Source organism: Pseudomonas sp. 22526 (assembly GCF_052044735.1).
Taxonomy (GTDB): Bacteria; Pseudomonadota; Gammaproteobacteria; order Pseudomonadales; family Pseudomonadaceae; genus Aquipseudomonas; species Aquipseudomonas piscium.
In genome coordinates, this window is the sequence record NZ_JBQENK010000027.1 from 44,891 (window position 1) to 62,257 (window position 17,367).

The window sequence follows — 17,367 nt, forward strand, 5'->3', positions numbered from 1 at the left end:
CACGGTTGCGATCCACAGGCTGTTCGGTAACCGTGCACAGGACCTGGCGCGGCCCATAGGCGCCTTTTATCCGCGCCATGTCAGTTCAGATACCTGGCTACATCTGGGAGGGATCTGGTACAGGGCTCGCAATGAACACTATGTACTGGGGCGGAGTGTCGACGAAACAGTGGTCCAAGCCTTTACGATAAGCATCACGACTGGAGATCCGGTCAACTTGCCGAACGGGACCCGGGTTACTTGGGAACAGATACCGCAGCCCGAGGCAGCCCAGTTACCCCCACTACTGACAGGCGAGAGCCAATAGGCGCCCTCTGCGGCCGTACGCGGAGTCCAGCCTGCCATCAAAAGGACGCCATCGGCCATCAGACCGAGCCCCACACCCGATTTACCATTAAACTCTCCCCCCTCACGCCGCTCTCCTCTTCCCTGCGGCTCACCTGATTGTTTGCGGAGTTTGCCTTGCGTCTGTTTCACACCTCCGACTGGCACCTGGGGCAGAACCTCCATGGCCAGGAACGCGATTTCGAGCATGCCTGCTTTCTTGAATGGCTGTTGCGTCAGCTGGCGCTGCACAGCCCTGACGTACTGTTGATTGCTGGCGATATCTTCGACACGGTCAATCCGCCGGTCAAAGCCCAGGAGCGGTTGTACGACTTTATTGTCAGCGCCCATGAACAGCAGCCTGGGCTGACCATTGTGATGATTGCCGGCAACCATGACTCCGGTTCGCGCATCGAGTTGCCGGCACCTTTGATGCGGCGTCTGCGCACCCATGCCCTGGGCCGGGTGCTGTGGCTGGACGACGGGCAGTTGGACAGCGAGCGTCTGTTGCTACCGTTGCCCGATGCCAGCGGTGCGATTGCCGGTTGGTGCCTGGCGCTGCCGTTCCTGCGGCCGGCGGAGGTCACGGGCGCGCACCTGGGGGACGATTACCTGCGGGGTATCGGCCAGGTGCATGAATGGCTGATCGCCGCGGCCAATGCCAAGCGCCAGCCGGGCCAGGCGCTGGTCGCCATCAGCCACGCGCACATGGCCGGCGGTTCGGTGTCGGAAGACTCCGAGCGCAGCCTGATCATCGGCAATGCCGAGGCCCTGCCCGCCAGCCTGTTCGGCCCAAGCATCAGCTATGTGGCCCTGGGGCATCTGCACAAGCCGCAGAAGGTCAACGGCGAGGAACGCATTCGCTACAGCGGTTCGCCGATTCCGCTGTCGTTCTCCGAGATCGGCTACCAGCACCAGATCCTCGATATCCAGCTCGACGGCGAAACCCTGGTCAGCGTCGAGCCGCGGCTGATCCCGCGCGCGGTCAACCTGCAACGCCTGGGCCCGGCGCCGCTGGCGGAGATCCTGCTGCAACTGGCGGAGCTGCCGGACATCGACCTGCTGGCCGAAGAACAGCGCCAGCCCTGGCTGGAAGTGCGGGTACGCCTGGACGAGCCGCAACCGGACCTGCGCCAGCAGGTGGAAAGCGCCCTGCAGGGCAAGGCCGTGCGCCTGGTGCGGATCGCCGCTGAATACGCCGGCAATGGCGGCCGCGAAGGCGACGACGGCGCCGCGCAACTGGTGGAGCTGGACCAGCTCAGCCCCCAGGACCTGTTCAGCCGCGCCTGGCTGGACAGTTACGGCAGCGAGGTGGATGAACAGACCCTCAAGGACTTCGCGCAATTGCTCCAGGAAGTGCAGCACGAGGAGGAGCAGCCATGAAGATTCTCGCCATCCGCTTGAAGAACCTGGCCTCCCTGGCCGGCCCCTTTGAAATCGACTTCAGCGCCGAGCCCCTGGCCAGCGCCGGGTTGTTCGCCATCACCGGGCCCACCGGCGCCGGCAAGAGCACCCTGCTCGATGCGCTGTGCCTGGCACTGTTCGGCGCGGTGCCGCGGCTGAACAATATCGGCCGCGAAACCAAGGTGCCGGAGGTGGACAGCGAGATGCTCACCAGCGACCCGCGCACCCTGCTGCGCCGTGGCACCGGCAGCGGTTACGCCGAGGTCGACTTCGTCGGCATCGACGGCCATCGCTACCGCGCGCGCTGGGAAACCAACCGCGCCCGGGACAAGGCCAACGGCAAGCTGCAGGCCAGCAAGCAGAGCCTGCACGACCTGGACAGCAATCAACTGCTGGCCAGCCAGAAGCGCGACTACGAGCAACTGATCGAAGCCAAGCTGGGGCTCAACTTCGAGCAGTTCACCCGCGCGGTGATGCTGGCCCAGAGCGAGTTCAGCGCCTTCCTCAAGGCCGACGACAAGGAACGCAGCGAGCTGCTGGAAAAGCTCACCAACACCTCGATCTACAGCCAGCTCGGGCGGCGCGCCTACAGCAAGAGCAAGGAAGCCGAGGAACAGCACAAGACCCTCAAGGCCCAGGCCAGCGGCATCACCCCGCTGGAGCCCGAGGCCCGCGCCGAGCTGGACCAGCGTTTCGACGCCGCCCAGCAACAGCTCAAGGCCCAGCAGGCGCAGCTCAAGCAGCTGGAGCTGCAACACGCCTGGCTCAAGGAACTGCAGCAGTTGCAGGACCAGCAGCAGAGCGCCGCCGAACAATTGCAACAGGCGCAGACAGCCTGGGAAGGCCTGGCCAGCGAGCGGACCCGGCTGACCCGCCTGGAGCAACTGGCGCCGCAACGCCATCAGTTCGCCCGCCAGGTAGAACTGAACCAGCAACTGACGCCGCTGCGCGAACAGATCCGGCAACAGCGCCAGCAACAAGGCGCAGAACAACAACGCCAGGGCGAACTGGAGCAACAACTGGGCACGGCACAGGCCGCGTTGCTTGGCGCGCAGGAACAGCAAAGCGCCAGCGCCCCGCTGCTGCGCGAGGCCTTTGCCGAGCAAAGCACCCTCGCCCACCTGGGCAAGACCTGCGGCGAAGCCGGCGAGCTCAAGGACAAGCTGCAACAGGCCAGCGAGCAAGGCCAGCAGGCGATCCAGGCCATGCTCGAACAGCAGCGCCTGGTGGGCGAACGCCTGCAACGGATTGCCGAGCAACTGGAACACAGCAGCCATCTGGCGCCGCTGAGCGATGCCTGGAACGCCTACCGCGATCGCCTGCAACAGTTGATGCTGGCCGGCAACCGGCTGAACAAGGGCCAGGAAGAACTGCCCGGCCTGCAACAGCGGGCCGCCAACGCGGCGCAGCAACTGGCCGCGCAACGCGATGAGCTGCAAGTGCTGTACAGCGAAGCCGGCGCCGAGCCCCATGCGGTGGCCGAACAGTTGCAGATCCTCAGCGACCTGCTGCAGGACAACCGCAAGCAACAGCGCGCCTTCGAAGAACTGGCGCGGCTGTGGGCCAGCCAGCAGGAACTGGACAAGCGCGGCGCGGAACTGGCGGACAAGCAGCAGACCGCCGCACGCCAGCGCGAAGAGCTGAACCGGATCGGCCTGCAGAGCAAGGCCGAACTGACAGTCGCCGAACAGACCCTGACGGTGACCCAGCAACTGCTGGAGCGTCAGCGCCTGGCCCGCAGTGCCAGTGTCGAAGAGCTGCGCGAGCAGTTGCAGGACGATCAGCCCTGCCCGGTCTGCGGCAGCCACGAGCATCCTTACCATCAACCCGAGGCGCTGCTGCAAAGCCTGGGTCGCCACGACGAAAGCGAAGAAGCCAACGCGCGCAAGGCGGTGGATGAACTCAAGGAAAAACTCGCCGAACTGCGCAGCCAGGTCGGCGGCCTGATCGCCCAGCAAAAGGAATTCCTCCAGCAACAGGAGCAACTGGCAAGCCAGCAGCAGGCCCTGGCGCCGAGTATCGAAGCCCATCCGTTGTCGGCGGCGCTGCTCGACCAGGACGCCAGCAAGCGCGACGCCTGGCTGAACCAGCAACTGAGCCAGTTGAGCCAGAGCATCCAGCAGGACGAACAGCGCCAAGGCGCCCTGCTGAAACTGCAAAAGGACGCCGGGCGCCTGCAACAGCAACTGCAAGCGGCGATCGAGGCCAGCCAGGAAGCCACGCAACACCTGACCCAGCAGCAACAGCAACTGGGCGCGGATCGCCAGCGCCTGGAAGAAGAGCTGTCCGCCTTCGCCACCCTGCTGCCGACCGATACCCTCGAAGCCCTGCGCAGCGACCCGGCCGCGACCTTTATGCAGATCGACCAGCAGGTGATGCAACGCCTGGAGCAGCTCGACCAGCAGAAGGAAGAACAACAGGAGCAGCAACAGCGCCAGCTGGCCCTGGACAAGGAACAGGACCGCCAGCAGACCCGGGTGCAGCAACTGCAAGCCGCCCAGGCGCAATTCAATACCCTGGCCGAGCAACAGCAGGCCGCCCGCAACAAGCTCGTGCAACTGCTGGGCGAACACGCCAGTGCCGAGCAGTGGCAGCAGCATCTGGAACAGGCCGTGGAACAGGCCCGCGCCGCCGATGTGCTGGCCAACCAACAGTTGCAGGAAGTCCGCAGCCTGCTGGTGCAGTTGGGCACGGAACTGCAAGGCAAGGAAGAACGCCTGCGGGCCCTGGAAGCCGAACAGCAGGAACTGGGCAGCAGGATCGCCGACTGGCGCCAGCAGCACCCGGAGCTGGACGATGGCGGCCTGGAACAGCTGCTCAGCCTCGACGACCAGCAGGTCGCCGCGCTGCGCCAGCAACTGCAAGCCAGCGAAAAGGCGGTGGAACAGGCCAAGGTCCTGGTCACCGAACGCGAGCAACGCCTGCACAGCCACCAGACCCAGCACGACGGCCAGCTCGACGCCGACCAGTTGGCCAGCGCCCTGAGCGAGCTGCACAACCAGCTGGCCGCCAGCGAACAGCTGAGCGCCGAACTGCGCGCCCAGCAGACCGAGGACCAGCGCCGGCAAGACGCCAACCAGGCGCTGGGCGAGCAGATCGCCCAGGCCTACGCCGAATGGCAGCGCTGGGCGCGGCTCAATGCCTTGATCGGCTCGGCCAGCGGCGACACCTTCCGCAAGATCGCCCAGGCCTACAACCTCGATCTGCTGGTGCATCACGCCAACGCGCAGCTGCGCCAACTGGTGCGGCGCTATCGCCTCAAGCGCGGCGGCAGCATGCTCGGCCTGCTGGTGATGGACACGGAAATGGGCGATGAACTGCGCTCGGTGCATTCGCTGTCCGGCGGCGAGACCTTCCTGGTGTCCCTGGCGCTGGCCCTGGGCCTGGCGTCCATGGCCTCCAGCACGCTGAAGATCGAGTCGCTGTTTATCGACGAAGGCTTCGGCAGCCTCGATCCGGAATCCCTGCAACTGGCGATGGACGCCCTAGACGGCTTGCAGGCCCAGGGGCGCAAGGTGGCGGTGATTTCCCACGTGCAGGAAATGCACGAGCGGATTCCGGTGCAGATCCAGGTACGGCGCCAGGGCAACGGCCTGAGCACCCTGGAGGTGAAATGAATACCCTGTATTCGTTCCGCCGTTGCCCCTACGCCATGCGCGCCCGCCTCGCGCTGCGCTACAGCGGGGTGCCGCTGCAGATAGTCGAAGTCAGCCTCAAGGCCAAGCCGGCCGAGATGCTGGCGCTGTCGCCCAAGGGCACGGTGCCGGTGCTCAACGCTGACGGGCGGGTGATCGACGAAAGCCTGGACATCATGCGCTGGGCCCTGGCCCAGCACGATCCGCAGGACTGGCTGCTGAAGGACGATGGGCCGGCGCAGCAACGGATCGAGGCGCTGATTGCGGAAAACGACCAGGTGTTCAAGCTGCACCTTGATCGCTACAAATACGCCGAGCGTTACCCCGAGCAGCCGATGGAGCATTACCGTGGCCAGGGAGAGATGTTTCTGCGCCAGCTGGATGAGCTGTTGAGCCAGCAGGATTACCTGCTGGCGGAGCATCCTTGCCTGGCGGACATGGCCCTGGCGCCTTTCGTGCGGCAGTTCGCCCATGTCGATCGCGAGTGGTTTGCGCAGACGCCGTATCGGCATTTGCAGTGCTGGTTGCAGCGGTTCCTGGAGTCGGAGCTGTTTGTCGCAGTCATGGCCAAGGCCTGAGCCTACTCTTTCAGCTTCTGTAGGAGCGAAGCTTGCTCGCGATAAATCCGCAACGATAACGCGGTGTGATGGATAGAGCGCTGCTGCGCAGCTATCGCGAGCAAGCTTCGCTCCTACAGAAGATCGCGGCGTTTTCAGGCCAGCGCCGGTTCGGCGAATACGCTGCACATTTGCAGCGCCGAGCAATCCACGCTGAATGGACCGAGCAAGGCCGCCCGAGGCTTGAGCGGCGGATTGCCGGCTAACAGGCCCAGGGCCGTGGCGGTTTCAATGTTGTGGGCGATGTTGTGATTGCATTCGATGGCCCGGGCCAGCGAACCAGCCGAGCCCTGCCCTATCCCCAGCAAGGAAGCGCCATTGGTCATGAACGCCAGGATGGCAATGACCCAGAACCTGCGTCCCTTCATAGCAGCGCCACTCCCGCATCCGGGGCGTGCTCGGCGGCTTGCGCGCGGTGTTCGAACTGGATGGCCGGGTAAACGACCTGGATCGGTGGTTGCACCGTCGACGGGGTCTGGGCCGAGAGGCTGACCAGGAGCACCATGGCCAGGTACAAGCCAATGGCGACATAGGCGCCGCGCTTGGCAGAGGTGAGGATCGAGTGGGCCATGGTGGTCTCCGTGAGCATGTTTCAGTGCCCACAGAATCCGTTAAAAGCGCCCGCCGCAGAAACAACCTCGGTGCATAGTCACCATCAGTTGGATTGATCGTAAATCCGCGGCCAATCAATCCTGGAGCAGGGTCAGCATTCGTTCGCGGGAAGTTTCCGGCTCGCCTTCGACGGGCTGGGCAGCCGAGAGAATCGGGGAGGAATAGAGGAACAGAAGAACCACTGCCAGACGCATCGCCATGCTGTCGATCCTTGGAAAGGAGGAGTCAATTAATTAGCGTCAAATTTAAACATATGGCGATGTGACATTACCAAGCTAATTTGCCTGGCAAGAGGGAAAACGTCGCATACAGGTGATGCAGGAGCGACATCACTGCTGATCCACCGGATGGACGAGTCCATTCAGGGAAGCCAGTGACTTCGCTCCTGCATACCTGGGCGGTGCGGGGAATTTCAGTGTTGGATCTTGTGATCCAGCGCGGCGTAGAAGTTGGCGCTCTGTTGCAGGTATTTCTGGGTGTAGGTGTTGGTCGCGGATTTTTTCTCGCTGATTTCCACGTTGGCGCTGGCTGGCAGGGCCACGGTAGCGGAGATGGCGGAAGCGGCGATCACGGAGAAGAGATTGAAGTTCATTGGGTAACCCTCGTATGCAGTCGGCTTGTTTGCCCGGAAGCCTTGATGCGCCGGGCCGTGAAGCAAAACTACGCCCGAGGGTTGGCGGGTTGAAATTTTTTCCAGCAGTAGCAGATATCAGCGTCATTAATAGAAAGGCTCAGGCCCCGTCAACCGGGGCCTGCGGCCTATTGACGCACCAGGAATTTGATATCGCTGGGTGAGTCGAACGGCAGTTTCTGCACGGTCTTGCCGAGGAAACCGGTCTTGGCGTCGCGCTCGATCACCACGATTTCGTTGCTCTTCTGGTTGCCGATCAGCACGTACTTGTTGCTCGGATCGAGGCTGAACTCACGAGGGTGATCGCCCTCCACCGAACGCCGCTGGATCTCCTTGAGCTGGCCGGTGGCTTCGTCGATGGCGAACACCAGCAACTGATTGGCCGTGCCGCGGTTGCTCACGTACAGGTACTTGCCGTCCTTGGAGGCATGCAGCGCGCCTGCCGCCTTCTTGTCCTTGCCGCCGCTGGTCAAGTCGAGGATCTGCTTCTGGGTCAGCTTGCCGTCCTGGTAGTCGAACACCGCCACCTGGGCGCTCATTTCCATGGTCAGGTAGGCGTGCTTGCCATCGGCGCTGAACAGCAAGTGGCGTGGGCCGCTACCCGGCGGCAGCTCGACGAACGCCGGCTCGGCCGCGGTCAGAGGGTGTTCGGCGTTGGCCTTGGGATCGTAGCGGTAGACGAAGACCTTGTCCGCGCCCAGATCGCTGGCGAACACGAACTGGCCATCTGGCGACGACACCACCGAATGCACGTGGGCCGAAGCCTGGCGCTCGGGGTTGACCCGGCTGGACGGGTGGCTGCTGAGCTGGACCACCGGCGACAGCTTGCCATCGCTACCGACCGGCAATACCGCGAGGCTGCCGCCCGGATCCGCGACCACCGAGTAGTTGCTGACGAACAGGTAGCGGCCATCGCCGCTCAGGCTGGAATGCGTCGGCTCGTTGCCCAGGCTCTGCACCTGGTTGATCGGGTTCAGCTTGCGGCTCTTGGCTTCGATGCTGAAGCTGCTGACCCGGCCGATCGGATCGGATTGCCCCGGGCCGTTCTCGTTGACCACGAACAGCTGCTTCTGATCCTTGGACAGGGTCAGCCAGGACGGGTTGGCGCTCTTGACCACCTGCAGCGGCTTGGCCTCGATCTTGCCGGTGCGACCGTCGAACTTGAGGCGGTAGATGCCTTCGCTCTGGCCCTGGGTGTAGGAACCGACCAGCAGTTCCTGGGTCTCGACCGGCGCGGCCTGCACGGCCATGGCGCCGACACTGCCAGCCATCAGCAGTGGCCAGAAGTTACGCATCCTCATGTTCATCCTCCTCATCGTTACGGGCACTGAAAGCACTCATGCACACCAGGCGGTGCTCACCGGAATCGCCGACTATGGTCCAGCTCTGCAGGCTGTCGTCGAAGGTCGCGGCGTTGACCTGGGCCAGGCTGAAACTCCAGCGCTTGGCCGCGCGGCCGTCCATGCATTCGATCAGCAGCTGTTGGTCGTCAAGGGTGAAGTCGAAGGCATGCAGCCCGTCGATTTCCAGCATGTCGCAGGCTTGGAGGGCAGTCAGCAAAGTGTCTGTAGCGGCAGTCATGGTAGTCAGTCAGCAATGGAAAGCGGCCATGATAGCGGGTCCGGCGCGGCGCGGCTGTAGTGGCACTACAAAGTTCGCCAGCACCCTCACTCCTTGTAGCCGCTGCCGCAGGCTGCGCCAGGGCCGCAGGCCCTCCTGGGCCCGGAAGACCGCTGCGACCGTGCCGGTCGATCACAGCCTCGCGGGCTCGGCAGCGGCTACAGGCCGGTGTGCCTTGGCGGGCAATAAAAAACCGCGACCTGGGTCGCGGTTTTGCTTGAGGCCTCGAAGCTTAGTGGGCGAACAGCGAGTGGCCCTTCTGCCCCGCCAGTTTCTCCGGCTTGATCAGGAACCGCGCCAGCGCCGGCAGCAGCCACAGCGCGCCGAACATGTTCCACAGGAGCATGAAGGTCAGCATCAGGCCCATGTCGGCCTGGAACTTGATGGCCGAGAAGATCCAGGTGGCGACGCCGATGGCCAGGCACAGGCCGGTGAACAGCACCGCCTTACCGGTGGATTTCAGGGTCTGGTAGTAGGCTTCCTGCAACGGCAGGCCGGCACGCAGGAAGCTTTCCAGGCGGCTGTAGATGTAGATCCCGTAGTCCACGCCGATCCCCACCCCGAGCGCCACCACCGGCAAGGTCGCGACCTTGACGCCGATGCCCATGAACGCCATCAGGGCGTTGCCCAGCACCGAGGTCAGCACCAGCGGCAAGACGATGCACAGGGTCGCCGCCCAGGAGCGGAAGGTGATCATGCACATCACCGCCACGCAGATGTACACCAGCACCAGGATGGTCAGCTCCGAACGCTTGATCACTTCGTTGGTGGCCGCCTCGATCCCGGCGTTACCCGCCGCCAGCAGGAACTCCAGGCCGTCCTTGTTGTGCTCCTTGGCGAACTCCTGCACCGCATGCACCGCGCGGTCGAGGGTCTCGGCCTTGTGGTCGTTGAGGAAGATCAGCACCGGCGCCAGCGAACAGTTGTTGTTGTACAGGCCGTCGGCGCGGGCGATGGAGTTGTTCAGCACGTCCGGGTTGCGCGACAGCGTTTCCCATTTCAGGTTGCCCTCGTTCATGCCCTTGATCATCTGCTTGGACACGGTCACCAGGGAAATCGCCGACTGCACGCCCTCGGTGTTCTGCATCTTCCACATCAGCTCGTCGATCGGCGCCATGGCTTCGTAGCGCGAGCAGCCTTCGGAAGCGGTCTTGACCATCACCACCAGCACGTCGGAACTGGTGGAGTAGTTGTTGATGATGAAGTTGTTGTCCTTGTTGTAGCGTGAGTCCGGACGCAGTTCCGGCGCGCCCTGGTCGAGGTCGCCGATCTTCAGGTTCTGGCTGTACCAGAGGCCGCCACCGAAGGCCAGCAGGGCCAGGAAGATCGACACCGGGGCGACTTTCGGGCTGGCGAAGTTCGACAGCAGGCGCCAGAACGGATGCTCGCGGGTAGCGTCCTTCTTGCTGCGCTCGATCGCCCGCTTGCTGATGCCGACATAGGAAATCGCCACCGGCAGCAGGATCAGGTTGGTGAACACGATCACCGCCACGCCGATGGACGCGCCGATGGCCAGCTCACGGATCACCCCGATGTCGATGATCAGCAGGGTAATGAAGCCCACGGCGTCGGCGAGGATCGCGATCATCCCCGGCAGGAACAGCTGGCGGAAGGTGCGCCGGGCCGCGGTCAGGGCGTTGTCGGCGCCGCTGGATTGCAGGGCGATACCGTTGATTTTCTGCACGCCGTGGGAAATGCCGATGGCGAAGATCAGGAACGGCACCAGCATCGAATAGGGATCGAGGCCAAAGCCCACGGCATGCATCAGGCCCAGTTGCCAGACCACCGCCACCAGGGTGGTGATGAGCACGGCGATGGTGCTGCGGATGCACCAGGTGAACCAGTACAGCAGCACCAGGGTGATCAGGAAGGCGACGCCGAAGAACATCACCACCATGATCAGGCCGTCGATCAGGTCGCCGACCTTCTTGGCGAAACCGACGATGTGGATCTTCACATTGGGGTTCTGCGCCTCGAACTTGTCGCGGATCTTTTCTTCAAGCTGGTGGGAGAACTTCTGGTAGTCCAGGGCCAGCAGCTTGCCCTGGTCTTGCGGGTCCGGGTAGGACTCCAGCAGCGGGATGTCGACGATGCTCGACTTGAAGTCGTTGGCCACCAGGCGCCCGACCTGGCCCGACTTGAGCACGTTGTTGCGCAGCAGGTCGAGGCTGTCGGCCGAGCCGTTGTAGCTCTGCGGGATCACTTCGCCGCCGGCGAAGCCCTCTTCCGTCACCTCGGTCCAGCGCACGCTGGGGCTCCACAGCGACTTCAGGCCCGAGCGGTCGACGCCGGAGATATAGAACACCTCGTCGTGGATCTGCCGCAGCGTCTCCATGTAGTCCTTGGTGAAGATGTCACCGTCCTTGGCCTCCACCGAGATACGCACGGTGTTGCCCAGGTTCGCCAGGTCGTTGCGATGCTCCATCATCTTCTCGATGAAGGGATGCTCGAGCGGGATCATTTTCTCGAAGCTGGTGGACGGCTTGATCAGTGTGGCCTGCCAGAACAGGAAAACGCTGACCAGCAGGCAGATCACAATCACTGCCGGGCGGTTGTTGAAAATCAGACGTTCGAGAAACGTCGCCTTGTCGGTTTGATGACTGCTCATGGAAGTGTTCCCGCCTTCTTATTATTGGCCCGGCTTGCTTGCCCTGATTATTTTCCGAGATCGGCGCCATTCGACGAGGTCGAGCGCACACCGCCCTGTCCCGCCAGAATCAGGTTGCCATTGCCGGCTGCCGTCACCGCTGCCAGGGAGATCCGGTCCGGACGGTTGTAGACGCTGAAGGTCACGCCGTTGTCGGTGCTGCGCACCACGCTGCCGCCGTTACCGACGATCACCAACGAACCGTCGTCCAGCAGCGTGGCGCCGGACAGGCCGAACTCCAGGCTGCCGCGAGCGGCCTTGAGCTCGACCTGCTCCCAAGTGCTGCCGAAATCGCTGGAGCGATAGAGGTTGCCGCGCAGGCCGTAAGCCAGCAGCGTGGCGGGCTGGGCGGTACCGATCACGCCGAAGAACGAACCTTCATAAGGGCCTTCGAGGCGTTCCCAGGTCTGCCCCCAGTCGGCGGAGCGGAACATGCTGCCCTGCTCGCCGACGATGAACAGGCCGGAGTCCTTCACCGCAGCGATGGCGTTGAGGTGGTACTGGTCTTCGTTATCCAGGCGGTCGCTGGCGTCTTCCCAGTTCTTGCCGCCATCGGTGGTGGCCAGCAGCGCGCCGTAGGCACCCACGGCAAACCCGTTGCTGGTGTCCTGGAACCACACGTCCAGCAGCGGCGCTTCGCGCTTGAGGTCTTCGAATTGCTTGGTCCAGGTCAGGCCGCCGTCTTCGCTGGCGAGCACCTGGGCATCGTGACCGACGGCCCAGCCATGCTTGGCGTCGACGAAATACACCGCAGTCAGCAGCTGCCGTGTCGGCACCTTGGCCTGGGTCCAGGTCTGGCCCTGGTCGTCGGAATAGAGAATGTGCCCGCGATCGCCAACGGCGACCAGGCGCGAACCGGCATGCACGACATCGAGCATCAGGCCCTTGCTGGCCTTGGCCGATTCGGTGGAATAGACAGTGTCCGCCGCGGACGCGGCGGCCTGGACCGGGGCCGGCAACAGGGCGGCCCCCAACAGCGAGAGCGCTGTAGCCAGCAACGCAAATCTGCGCAAGGCCGGCGGGCGGCAGGAACTCACACCCATGACAGGCTCACTCATAGACTCTCCCCCATTTATTATTGTTAGGTCGTTCAACCTTTACAGGGCGCCGTTCGGGGCGGTTAGGACAATGTCCTGAAACCTGCAATCTAGAGCCCCTTCGGAAGCTGACCTATCCTATCGGGCTTTAGAAACGTCTGACAATCGACGCCACGTTATCTTTTGTTAACCACCGTACCCGGCCTGGAACCTGACTGCTCAGTCGATACCGGGGGTCACGCACGAAGCGTAGCCGAGGCTGGAACACAAACACCGCGGATTCCACTCAGCGCCGGCACCAGATAGCCGCACAAAGACTGATCCGGGCCATGGGCCGCGCCCCTTGGCTTTGGCTATGATGAGCGGCGTGGTTTGCGAGTCGGACGTCAGGAGTGGGCCATGATTGCCATACGCGAGGCGTGGAAAGCCGGATTGCTGGGACGCGCCCACTGGGCCCGCAACCTGGTGTCCGGGGTGATTGTCGGCGTGGTGGCGCTGCCCCTGGCCATGGCATTCGCCATCGCCTCCGGAGTCAAGCCCGAACAGGGGATCTACACCGCCATCGTCGGCGGCCTGCTGGTGTCGCTGTTCGGCGGCAGCCGCTTGCAGATCGCCGGGCCCACCGGGGCCTTTATCGTGATTCTGGCCGGGGTCACCGCCAAGTACGGGGTCGACGGCCTGCAACTGGCGACCATGATGGCCGGGATCATCCTGTTCCTGCTGGGCATCAGTCGCCTCGGAGCCCTGATCAAGTTCATCCCGGCCCCGGTGATACTCGGCTTTACCGCCGGGATCGGGGTGATCATCTGGGTCAGCCAGTGGAAGGATTTCTTCGGCCTGCCTGCCGTCGGCGGCGAGTACTTTCACCAGAAGCTCTGGCACCTGCTGCAGGCCCTGCCCGACCTGCACCTGGCCACCACCCTGCTGGCCCTGCTGAGCCTGGCGCTGCTGTTGTGGGTGCCGAAGGTCCCCCAACTCAAACGCCTACCGGCGCCCCTGGTCGCCATGACCCTGGCCACGGTCCTGCAGTCGCTGTTCCAGTTCGACGGCGTGGCCACCATCGGCAGTGCCTTCGGCGGCATTCCCCAGGGGTTGCCGGCGTTGCAGTTGCCTGAGATCAGCCTGCCCCGGGTGCTGGACCTGATCGGCCCGGCCTTCGCCATCGCCATGCTCGGCGCCATCGAGTCGCTGTTGTCGGCGGTGGTGGCCGACGGCATGGCCGGCACCCGCCACGACTCCAACCAGGAACTGATCGGCCAGGGCATCGCCAACCTGGCCACCCCGCTGTTCGGCGGATTCGCCGCCACCGGCGCGATTGCCCGCACCGCGACCAATATCCGCAACGGCGGCAGCAGCCCGCTGGCGGGCATCACCCATGCGCTAGTCCTGGTGCTGATCATCCTGTTTCTCGCGCCGCTGGCGGCCAATATCCCGCTGTGCGCCCTGGCCGCGATCCTGTTCGTGGTCGCCTACAACATGAGCGAACTGCACCACTTCAAGCGCATGGTGCAACGGGCACCCCGAGCGGACGTGGCGATTCTGCTGGCCACCTTTGCCCTCACGGTGTTCAGCGACCTGGTGATCGCGGTGAATATCGGGGTGATTCTGGCGATGCTGCACTTCCTGCGGCGCATGGCCTCCTCGGTGGAGGTGCAACAGGTGGTGGAACAGGACCTGCAACACGAGCTGCACAGCAACGGCCAGTTGCATCTACCACCGGGCGTGCTGATCTACACCATCGAGGGGCCGCTGTTCTTTGGTGCCGCCGAGACTTTCGAGCGCGCGCTGGCCCAGACCCACAGCGACCCGCAGGTGCTGATCATTCGCCTGAGACACGTGCCTTTCATGGACATCACGGGCTTGCAGATGCTGGAGGAAGTGATAGGTCAGCTGCACAAGCGCGGGATTGTGGTGAAGCTGTGCGAAGCCAACCTCAAGGTCCACACCAAGCTTGAACGGGTCGGCATCCTGCACGCCATAGGCGCGCAGAACTATCACCGGAATCTGCCTGAAGCCTTGCAGAGCGAGCCGGACAGCTCCACTCCCCTGTAGGAGCGGCCGGTCGACGCTCGATTGCTCGCGAAAAACCTCAAGCCAACGCGCGGCCCCAGATGCCGCGCGTTATCGTTCACGCCTTATCGCGAGCAAGCTCGCTCCTACACAGGGTGGGGTCAGGCGAGGCTTTTGCTCACCACTTCGAACACATCGCTGGACAGCTCACCGGAAGCGCGGATGCGTTCCAGCTCGCCTTTCATCAGCGCCTGCCGGGCGCTGTCGTATTTGCGCCAGCGGGTCAGCGGCGCCAGTTGCCGCGAGGCGATCTGTGGGTTGAAGCCGTTGAGCTGGATCACCAGGTCCGCCAGGAAGCGGTAGCCGGAGCCGTCCGCGGCGTGGAAGTTGATCAGGTTCTGGCCGGCGAAGGCGCCGATCAGGGCGCGCACCTTGTTCGGGTTCTTGATGTTGAACGCCTTGTGCTGCATCAGCGCCTTGACCCGCTCCAGCCCGCCCGGCAGCATGCTGCCGGCCTGGACGCTGAACCACTGGTCCATGACCAGGGCATTGTCCTTGAAGTGCTCGGCGAATACCGCCAGGGCCTTGGCCTTCTCGGCTTCGAACGGCGAGTTGACCAGCACCGCCAGTGCGGTCAGGCGCTCGGTCATGTTGTCGGCGGCGTCGAACTGTTCGATGGCGGCCGCCAGTACTTCCGGCTTCTCGGTGAGCATCAGGTACGACAGCGCGATGTTTTGCAGGGCGCGGCGGGCGAAGTGCGCGGACTCGGCGACATAGTCGGTGGTCCGGGAGACCTCGCGATTGGCCTGGTAACGCTTCCACAGCCCGTCGAACAGGCTGGCGGCCAGTTGCTGGCGGGCGAACTCGCGCGCCGTGTGAATGGCCTCGACATCCGCCACTTCGCTGATTTCGGCCAGGTAGGCCTCGCCCGGCAGCGAGAGCATTTCCGCGACCATGGCCTGGTCCAGGCTGTCGTCGGCCAGCAGCGTAGCCAGCGCGGTGACCAGACGCTGGTCCAGCACCAGTGCCTGGCCCTGCTGATGCTGGGCAATCAGGTCTTGCAGCACCTGCACCGCCAGTTGCTGGCCGGCGTCCCAACGGTTGAAACCGTCGCTGTCGTGCTGCATGAGGAACATCAGCTGGTCGCGGTTGTAGGGGAAGCTCAGTTTCACCGGCGCCGAGAAGCCGCGCAGCAAGGACGGCAGCGGTTGTTCGGCGATGTCGACGAAGGTAAAGGTCTGTTCGGCTTCGGTCACCGAGATCACCCGCGAAGTGCCTTGCGCGGTGGCTTCACCGGCCAGGCGCAGGGCAATGGCCGCGCCCTTGGCGTCCAGCAGACCCAGCTCGACCGGAATCACGAACGGCAGTTTTTCCACCTTGTCCGGGGTTTGCGGGCAGCTCTGGCGGAAGGTCAGGCTGTAGGTCTTCGCCTTCGCGTCATAGGCCTCGCTGACCGCCAGGCGCGGGGTGCCGGCCTGGCTGTACCAGCGCTTGAACTGGGCGAGGTCGATGCCGTTGGCGTCTTCCATGGCCTTGACGAAATCGTCGCAGGTCACGGCCTGGCCGTCGTGGCGCTCGAAGTACAGATCGCTGCCCTTGCGGAAGCCTTCGGCGCCCACCAGGGTGCGGATCATGCCGACCACTTCCGAGCCCTTCTCGTACACGGTCAGGGTGTAGAAGTTGGAGATCTCGATAAAGCTTTCCGGGCGCACGGCGTGGGCCATGGGGCCGGCGTCTTCGGCGAACTGGTGGGTGCGCAGGTAGGCCACGTCCTGGATGCGCTTGACCGTGCGCGAGTTCATGTCCGAGGAGAAGCCGGCATCGCGGAATACCGTGAAGCCTTCCTTGAGCGACAGCTGGAACCAGTCGCGGCAGGTCACGCGGTTGCCCGACCAGTTGTGGAAGTATTCGTGGGCGACGATCGCCTCGACCCGCTGGTGCGCGGCGTCGGTGGCGGTTTCGGCGCGGGCCAGCACGGCGCTGGAGTTGAAGATGTTGAGGCCCTTGTTCTCCATGGCGCCCATGTTGAAGTCGTTGACCGCGACGATCATGAAGATGTCCAGGTCGTACTCACGGCCGTAGGTCTCTTCATCCCAGCGCATGGACTTCTTCAGGCTGGTCATGGCGTGCTGGCACTTGTCGATGTTTTCCGGCTCGACGTAGATGCGCAGTGCGACCTCGCGCTGGTTCATGGTGGTGAAGCTGTCCTCGACGCACCACAAATCGCCCGCCACCAGGGCGAACAGGTAGGCCGGCTTCATGAACGGGTCTTCCCAGGTCGCCCAGTGCCGGCCGTCTTCGCCCGGCCCGCTGGCGATCGGGTTGCCGTTGGACAACAGCACCGGATAGCTGTGCTGCTCGGCCACCACAGTGGTGGTGAACTTGCTCATCACGTCCGGGCGGTCGAGGTAGTAAGTGATCTTGCGAAAGCCCTCGGCCTCGCACTGGGTGCAGAACATGCCGCTGGACTTGTACAGGCCTTCCAAGGCGGTGTTGCTTTCCGGGTGGATCTTGACGCTGGTGTCGACTGTGAAGGATTCGCTGGTCGGCTGCAGGGTCAGGTGGTTGGCGTTCAGCTGGTAATCGGCGGCCGTCAGCTCACGGTCGCCCAGGGACACCGACAGCAGCTCCAGCTGCTGGCCATCGAGCACCAGCGGCGGCAGGCCACCACCATGCACCGGATTGCGGCGCATCATCAGTTGCGCATGGACCAGGCTGTGGTCCTCGAACAACTCGAAGGTCAGGTGTGTTTCGTCGATCAGGTACTCGGGCGCCTGATAGTCCTTCAGGTAAATCATCTTCGGTTGTTCGGTGCGCATGCGTCGAATCC

The 17,367-nt window shown here is 63.7% G+C and carries 13 protein-coding genes; 4 read left to right on the forward strand and 9 right to left on the reverse strand.

The annotated features are described in order from the left end of the window. Positions 1–462 precede the first annotated feature (462 nt). The 3 genes from ACTJKT_RS28755 to ACTJKT_RS28765 are packed head-to-tail and all read left to right on the forward strand — an operon-like array spanning position 463 to position 5,941. Positions 463–1,707 (forward strand): exonuclease SbcCD subunit D C-terminal domain-containing protein, encoded by a 1,245-nt coding sequence (locus tag ACTJKT_RS28755; protein WP_087092893.1) that lies wholly within the window; start codon positions 463–465, stop codon positions 1,705–1,707. Continuing rightward, a complete protein-coding gene (locus tag ACTJKT_RS28760; RefSeq protein ID WP_440789772.1) occupies positions 1,704–5,345 on the forward strand; it encodes an AAA family ATPase in 3,642 nt (1,213 codons plus the stop codon). The genes ACTJKT_RS28755 and ACTJKT_RS28760 overlap by 4 nt, the downstream gene beginning before the upstream one ends. Next, positions 5,342–5,941, forward strand: coding sequence for a glutathione S-transferase (locus tag ACTJKT_RS28765; RefSeq protein WP_440789774.1), 600 nt, complete (start codon positions 5,342–5,344; stop codon positions 5,939–5,941). The genes ACTJKT_RS28760 and ACTJKT_RS28765 overlap by 4 nt, the downstream gene beginning before the upstream one ends. Before the next feature lie 134 nt (positions 5,942–6,075). Here the strand turns inward: ACTJKT_RS28765 and ACTJKT_RS28770 are convergent, their stop codons facing one another. The 8 genes from ACTJKT_RS28770 to ACTJKT_RS28805 form a co-directional block, all read right to left on the reverse strand. Continuing rightward, positions 6,076–6,348: a hypothetical protein gene (locus ACTJKT_RS28770; protein ID WP_440789776.1), complete on the reverse strand. Its 273-nt coding sequence runs from the start codon at positions 6,346–6,348 to the stop codon at positions 6,076–6,078. Further along, complete coding sequence (locus ACTJKT_RS28775; RefSeq protein ID WP_440789778.1) at positions 6,345–6,551, reverse strand: hypothetical protein; 207 nt, start codon at positions 6,549–6,551, stop codon at positions 6,345–6,347. The genes ACTJKT_RS28770 and ACTJKT_RS28775 overlap by 4 nt, the downstream gene beginning before the upstream one ends. A 115-nt stretch (positions 6,552–6,666) precedes the next feature. Then, positions 6,667–6,792 (reverse strand): hypothetical protein, encoded by a 126-nt coding sequence (locus tag ACTJKT_RS28780; protein WP_256581581.1) that lies wholly within the window; start codon positions 6,790–6,792, stop codon positions 6,667–6,669. 212 nt (positions 6,793–7,004) lie between these two features. Beyond that, a complete protein-coding gene (locus ACTJKT_RS28785; protein ID WP_007923220.1) occupies positions 7,005–7,184 on the reverse strand; it encodes a hypothetical protein in 180 nt (59 codons plus the stop codon). 167 nt (positions 7,185–7,351) lie between these two features. Beyond that, positions 7,352–8,524: a lactonase family protein gene (locus ACTJKT_RS28790; protein WP_440789780.1), complete on the reverse strand. Its 1,173-nt coding sequence runs from the start codon at positions 8,522–8,524 to the stop codon at positions 7,352–7,354. After that, complete coding sequence (locus tag ACTJKT_RS28795; protein WP_440789782.1) at positions 8,511–8,804, reverse strand: DUF5629 family protein; 294 nt, start codon at positions 8,802–8,804, stop codon at positions 8,511–8,513. Before ACTJKT_RS28795 ends, ACTJKT_RS28790 begins: the two co-directional genes overlap by 14 nt. A gap of 271 nt (positions 8,805–9,075) precedes the next feature. Beyond that, a complete protein-coding gene (locus ACTJKT_RS28800) occupies positions 9,076–11,451 on the reverse strand; it encodes an efflux RND transporter permease subunit (protein ID WP_097303246.1) in 2,376 nt (791 codons plus the stop codon). A 47-nt stretch (positions 11,452–11,498) separates the two neighbouring features. Then, complete coding sequence (locus ACTJKT_RS28805) at positions 11,499–12,548, reverse strand: WD40/YVTN/BNR-like repeat-containing protein (RefSeq protein WP_440789784.1); 1,050 nt, start codon at positions 12,546–12,548, stop codon at positions 11,499–11,501. A gap of 378 nt (positions 12,549–12,926) precedes the next feature. Between ACTJKT_RS28805 and ACTJKT_RS28810 the strand changes: the two genes are divergently transcribed. Then, complete coding sequence (locus ACTJKT_RS28810) at positions 12,927–14,579, forward strand: SulP family inorganic anion transporter (RefSeq protein ID WP_440789786.1); 1,653 nt, start codon at positions 12,927–12,929, stop codon at positions 14,577–14,579. A gap of 119 nt (positions 14,580–14,698) precedes the next feature. On the opposite strand, the gene pepN is transcribed toward ACTJKT_RS28810, so the two are convergent. Continuing rightward, complete coding sequence (pepN, locus tag ACTJKT_RS28815; protein WP_440789788.1) at positions 14,699–17,356, reverse strand: aminopeptidase N; 2,658 nt, start codon at positions 17,354–17,356, stop codon at positions 14,699–14,701. Positions 17,357–17,367 lie beyond the last annotated feature (11 nt).

Excerpts from the sequence above, each read along its gene's own strand:
- ACTJKT_RS28760 (WP_440789772.1), top strand. The coding sequence starts at position 1,704 with ATGAAGATTCTCGCCATCCGCTTGAAGAACCTGGCCTCCCTGGCCGGC.
- ACTJKT_RS28765 (WP_440789774.1), top strand. The coding sequence starts at position 5,342 with ATGAATACCCTGTATTCGTTCCGCCGTTGCCCCTACGCCATGCGCGCC.
- ACTJKT_RS28770 (WP_440789776.1), bottom strand. The coding sequence starts at position 6,348 with ATGAAGGGACGCAGGTTCTGGGTCATTGCCATCCTGGCGTTCATGACC.
- ACTJKT_RS28775 (WP_440789778.1), bottom strand. The coding sequence starts at position 6,551 with ATGGCCCACTCGATCCTCACCTCTGCCAAGCGCGGCGCCTATGTCGCC.
- ACTJKT_RS28780 (WP_256581581.1), bottom strand. The coding sequence starts at position 6,792 with ATGGCGATGCGTCTGGCAGTGGTTCTTCTGTTCCTCTATTCCTCCCCG.
- ACTJKT_RS28785 (WP_007923220.1), bottom strand. The coding sequence starts at position 7,184 with ATGAACTTCAATCTCTTCTCCGTGATCGCCGCTTCCGCCATCTCCGCT.
- ACTJKT_RS28790 (WP_440789780.1), bottom strand. The coding sequence starts at position 8,524 with ATGAGGATGCGTAACTTCTGGCCACTGCTGATGGCTGGCAGTGTCGGC.
- ACTJKT_RS28795 (WP_440789782.1), bottom strand. The coding sequence starts at position 8,804 with ATGACTGCCGCTACAGACACTTTGCTGACTGCCCTCCAAGCCTGCGAC.
- ACTJKT_RS28800 (WP_097303246.1), bottom strand. The coding sequence starts at position 11,451 with ATGAGCAGTCATCAAACCGACAAGGCGACGTTTCTCGAACGTCTGATT.
- ACTJKT_RS28805 (WP_440789784.1), bottom strand. The coding sequence starts at position 12,548 with ATGAGTGAGCCTGTCATGGGTGTGAGTTCCTGCCGCCCGCCGGCCTTG.
- ACTJKT_RS28810 (WP_440789786.1), top strand. The coding sequence starts at position 12,927 with ATGATTGCCATACGCGAGGCGTGGAAAGCCGGATTGCTGGGACGCGCC.
- pepN (WP_440789788.1), bottom strand. The coding sequence starts at position 17,356 with ATGCGCACCGAACAACCGAAGATGATTTACCTGAAGGACTATCAGGCG.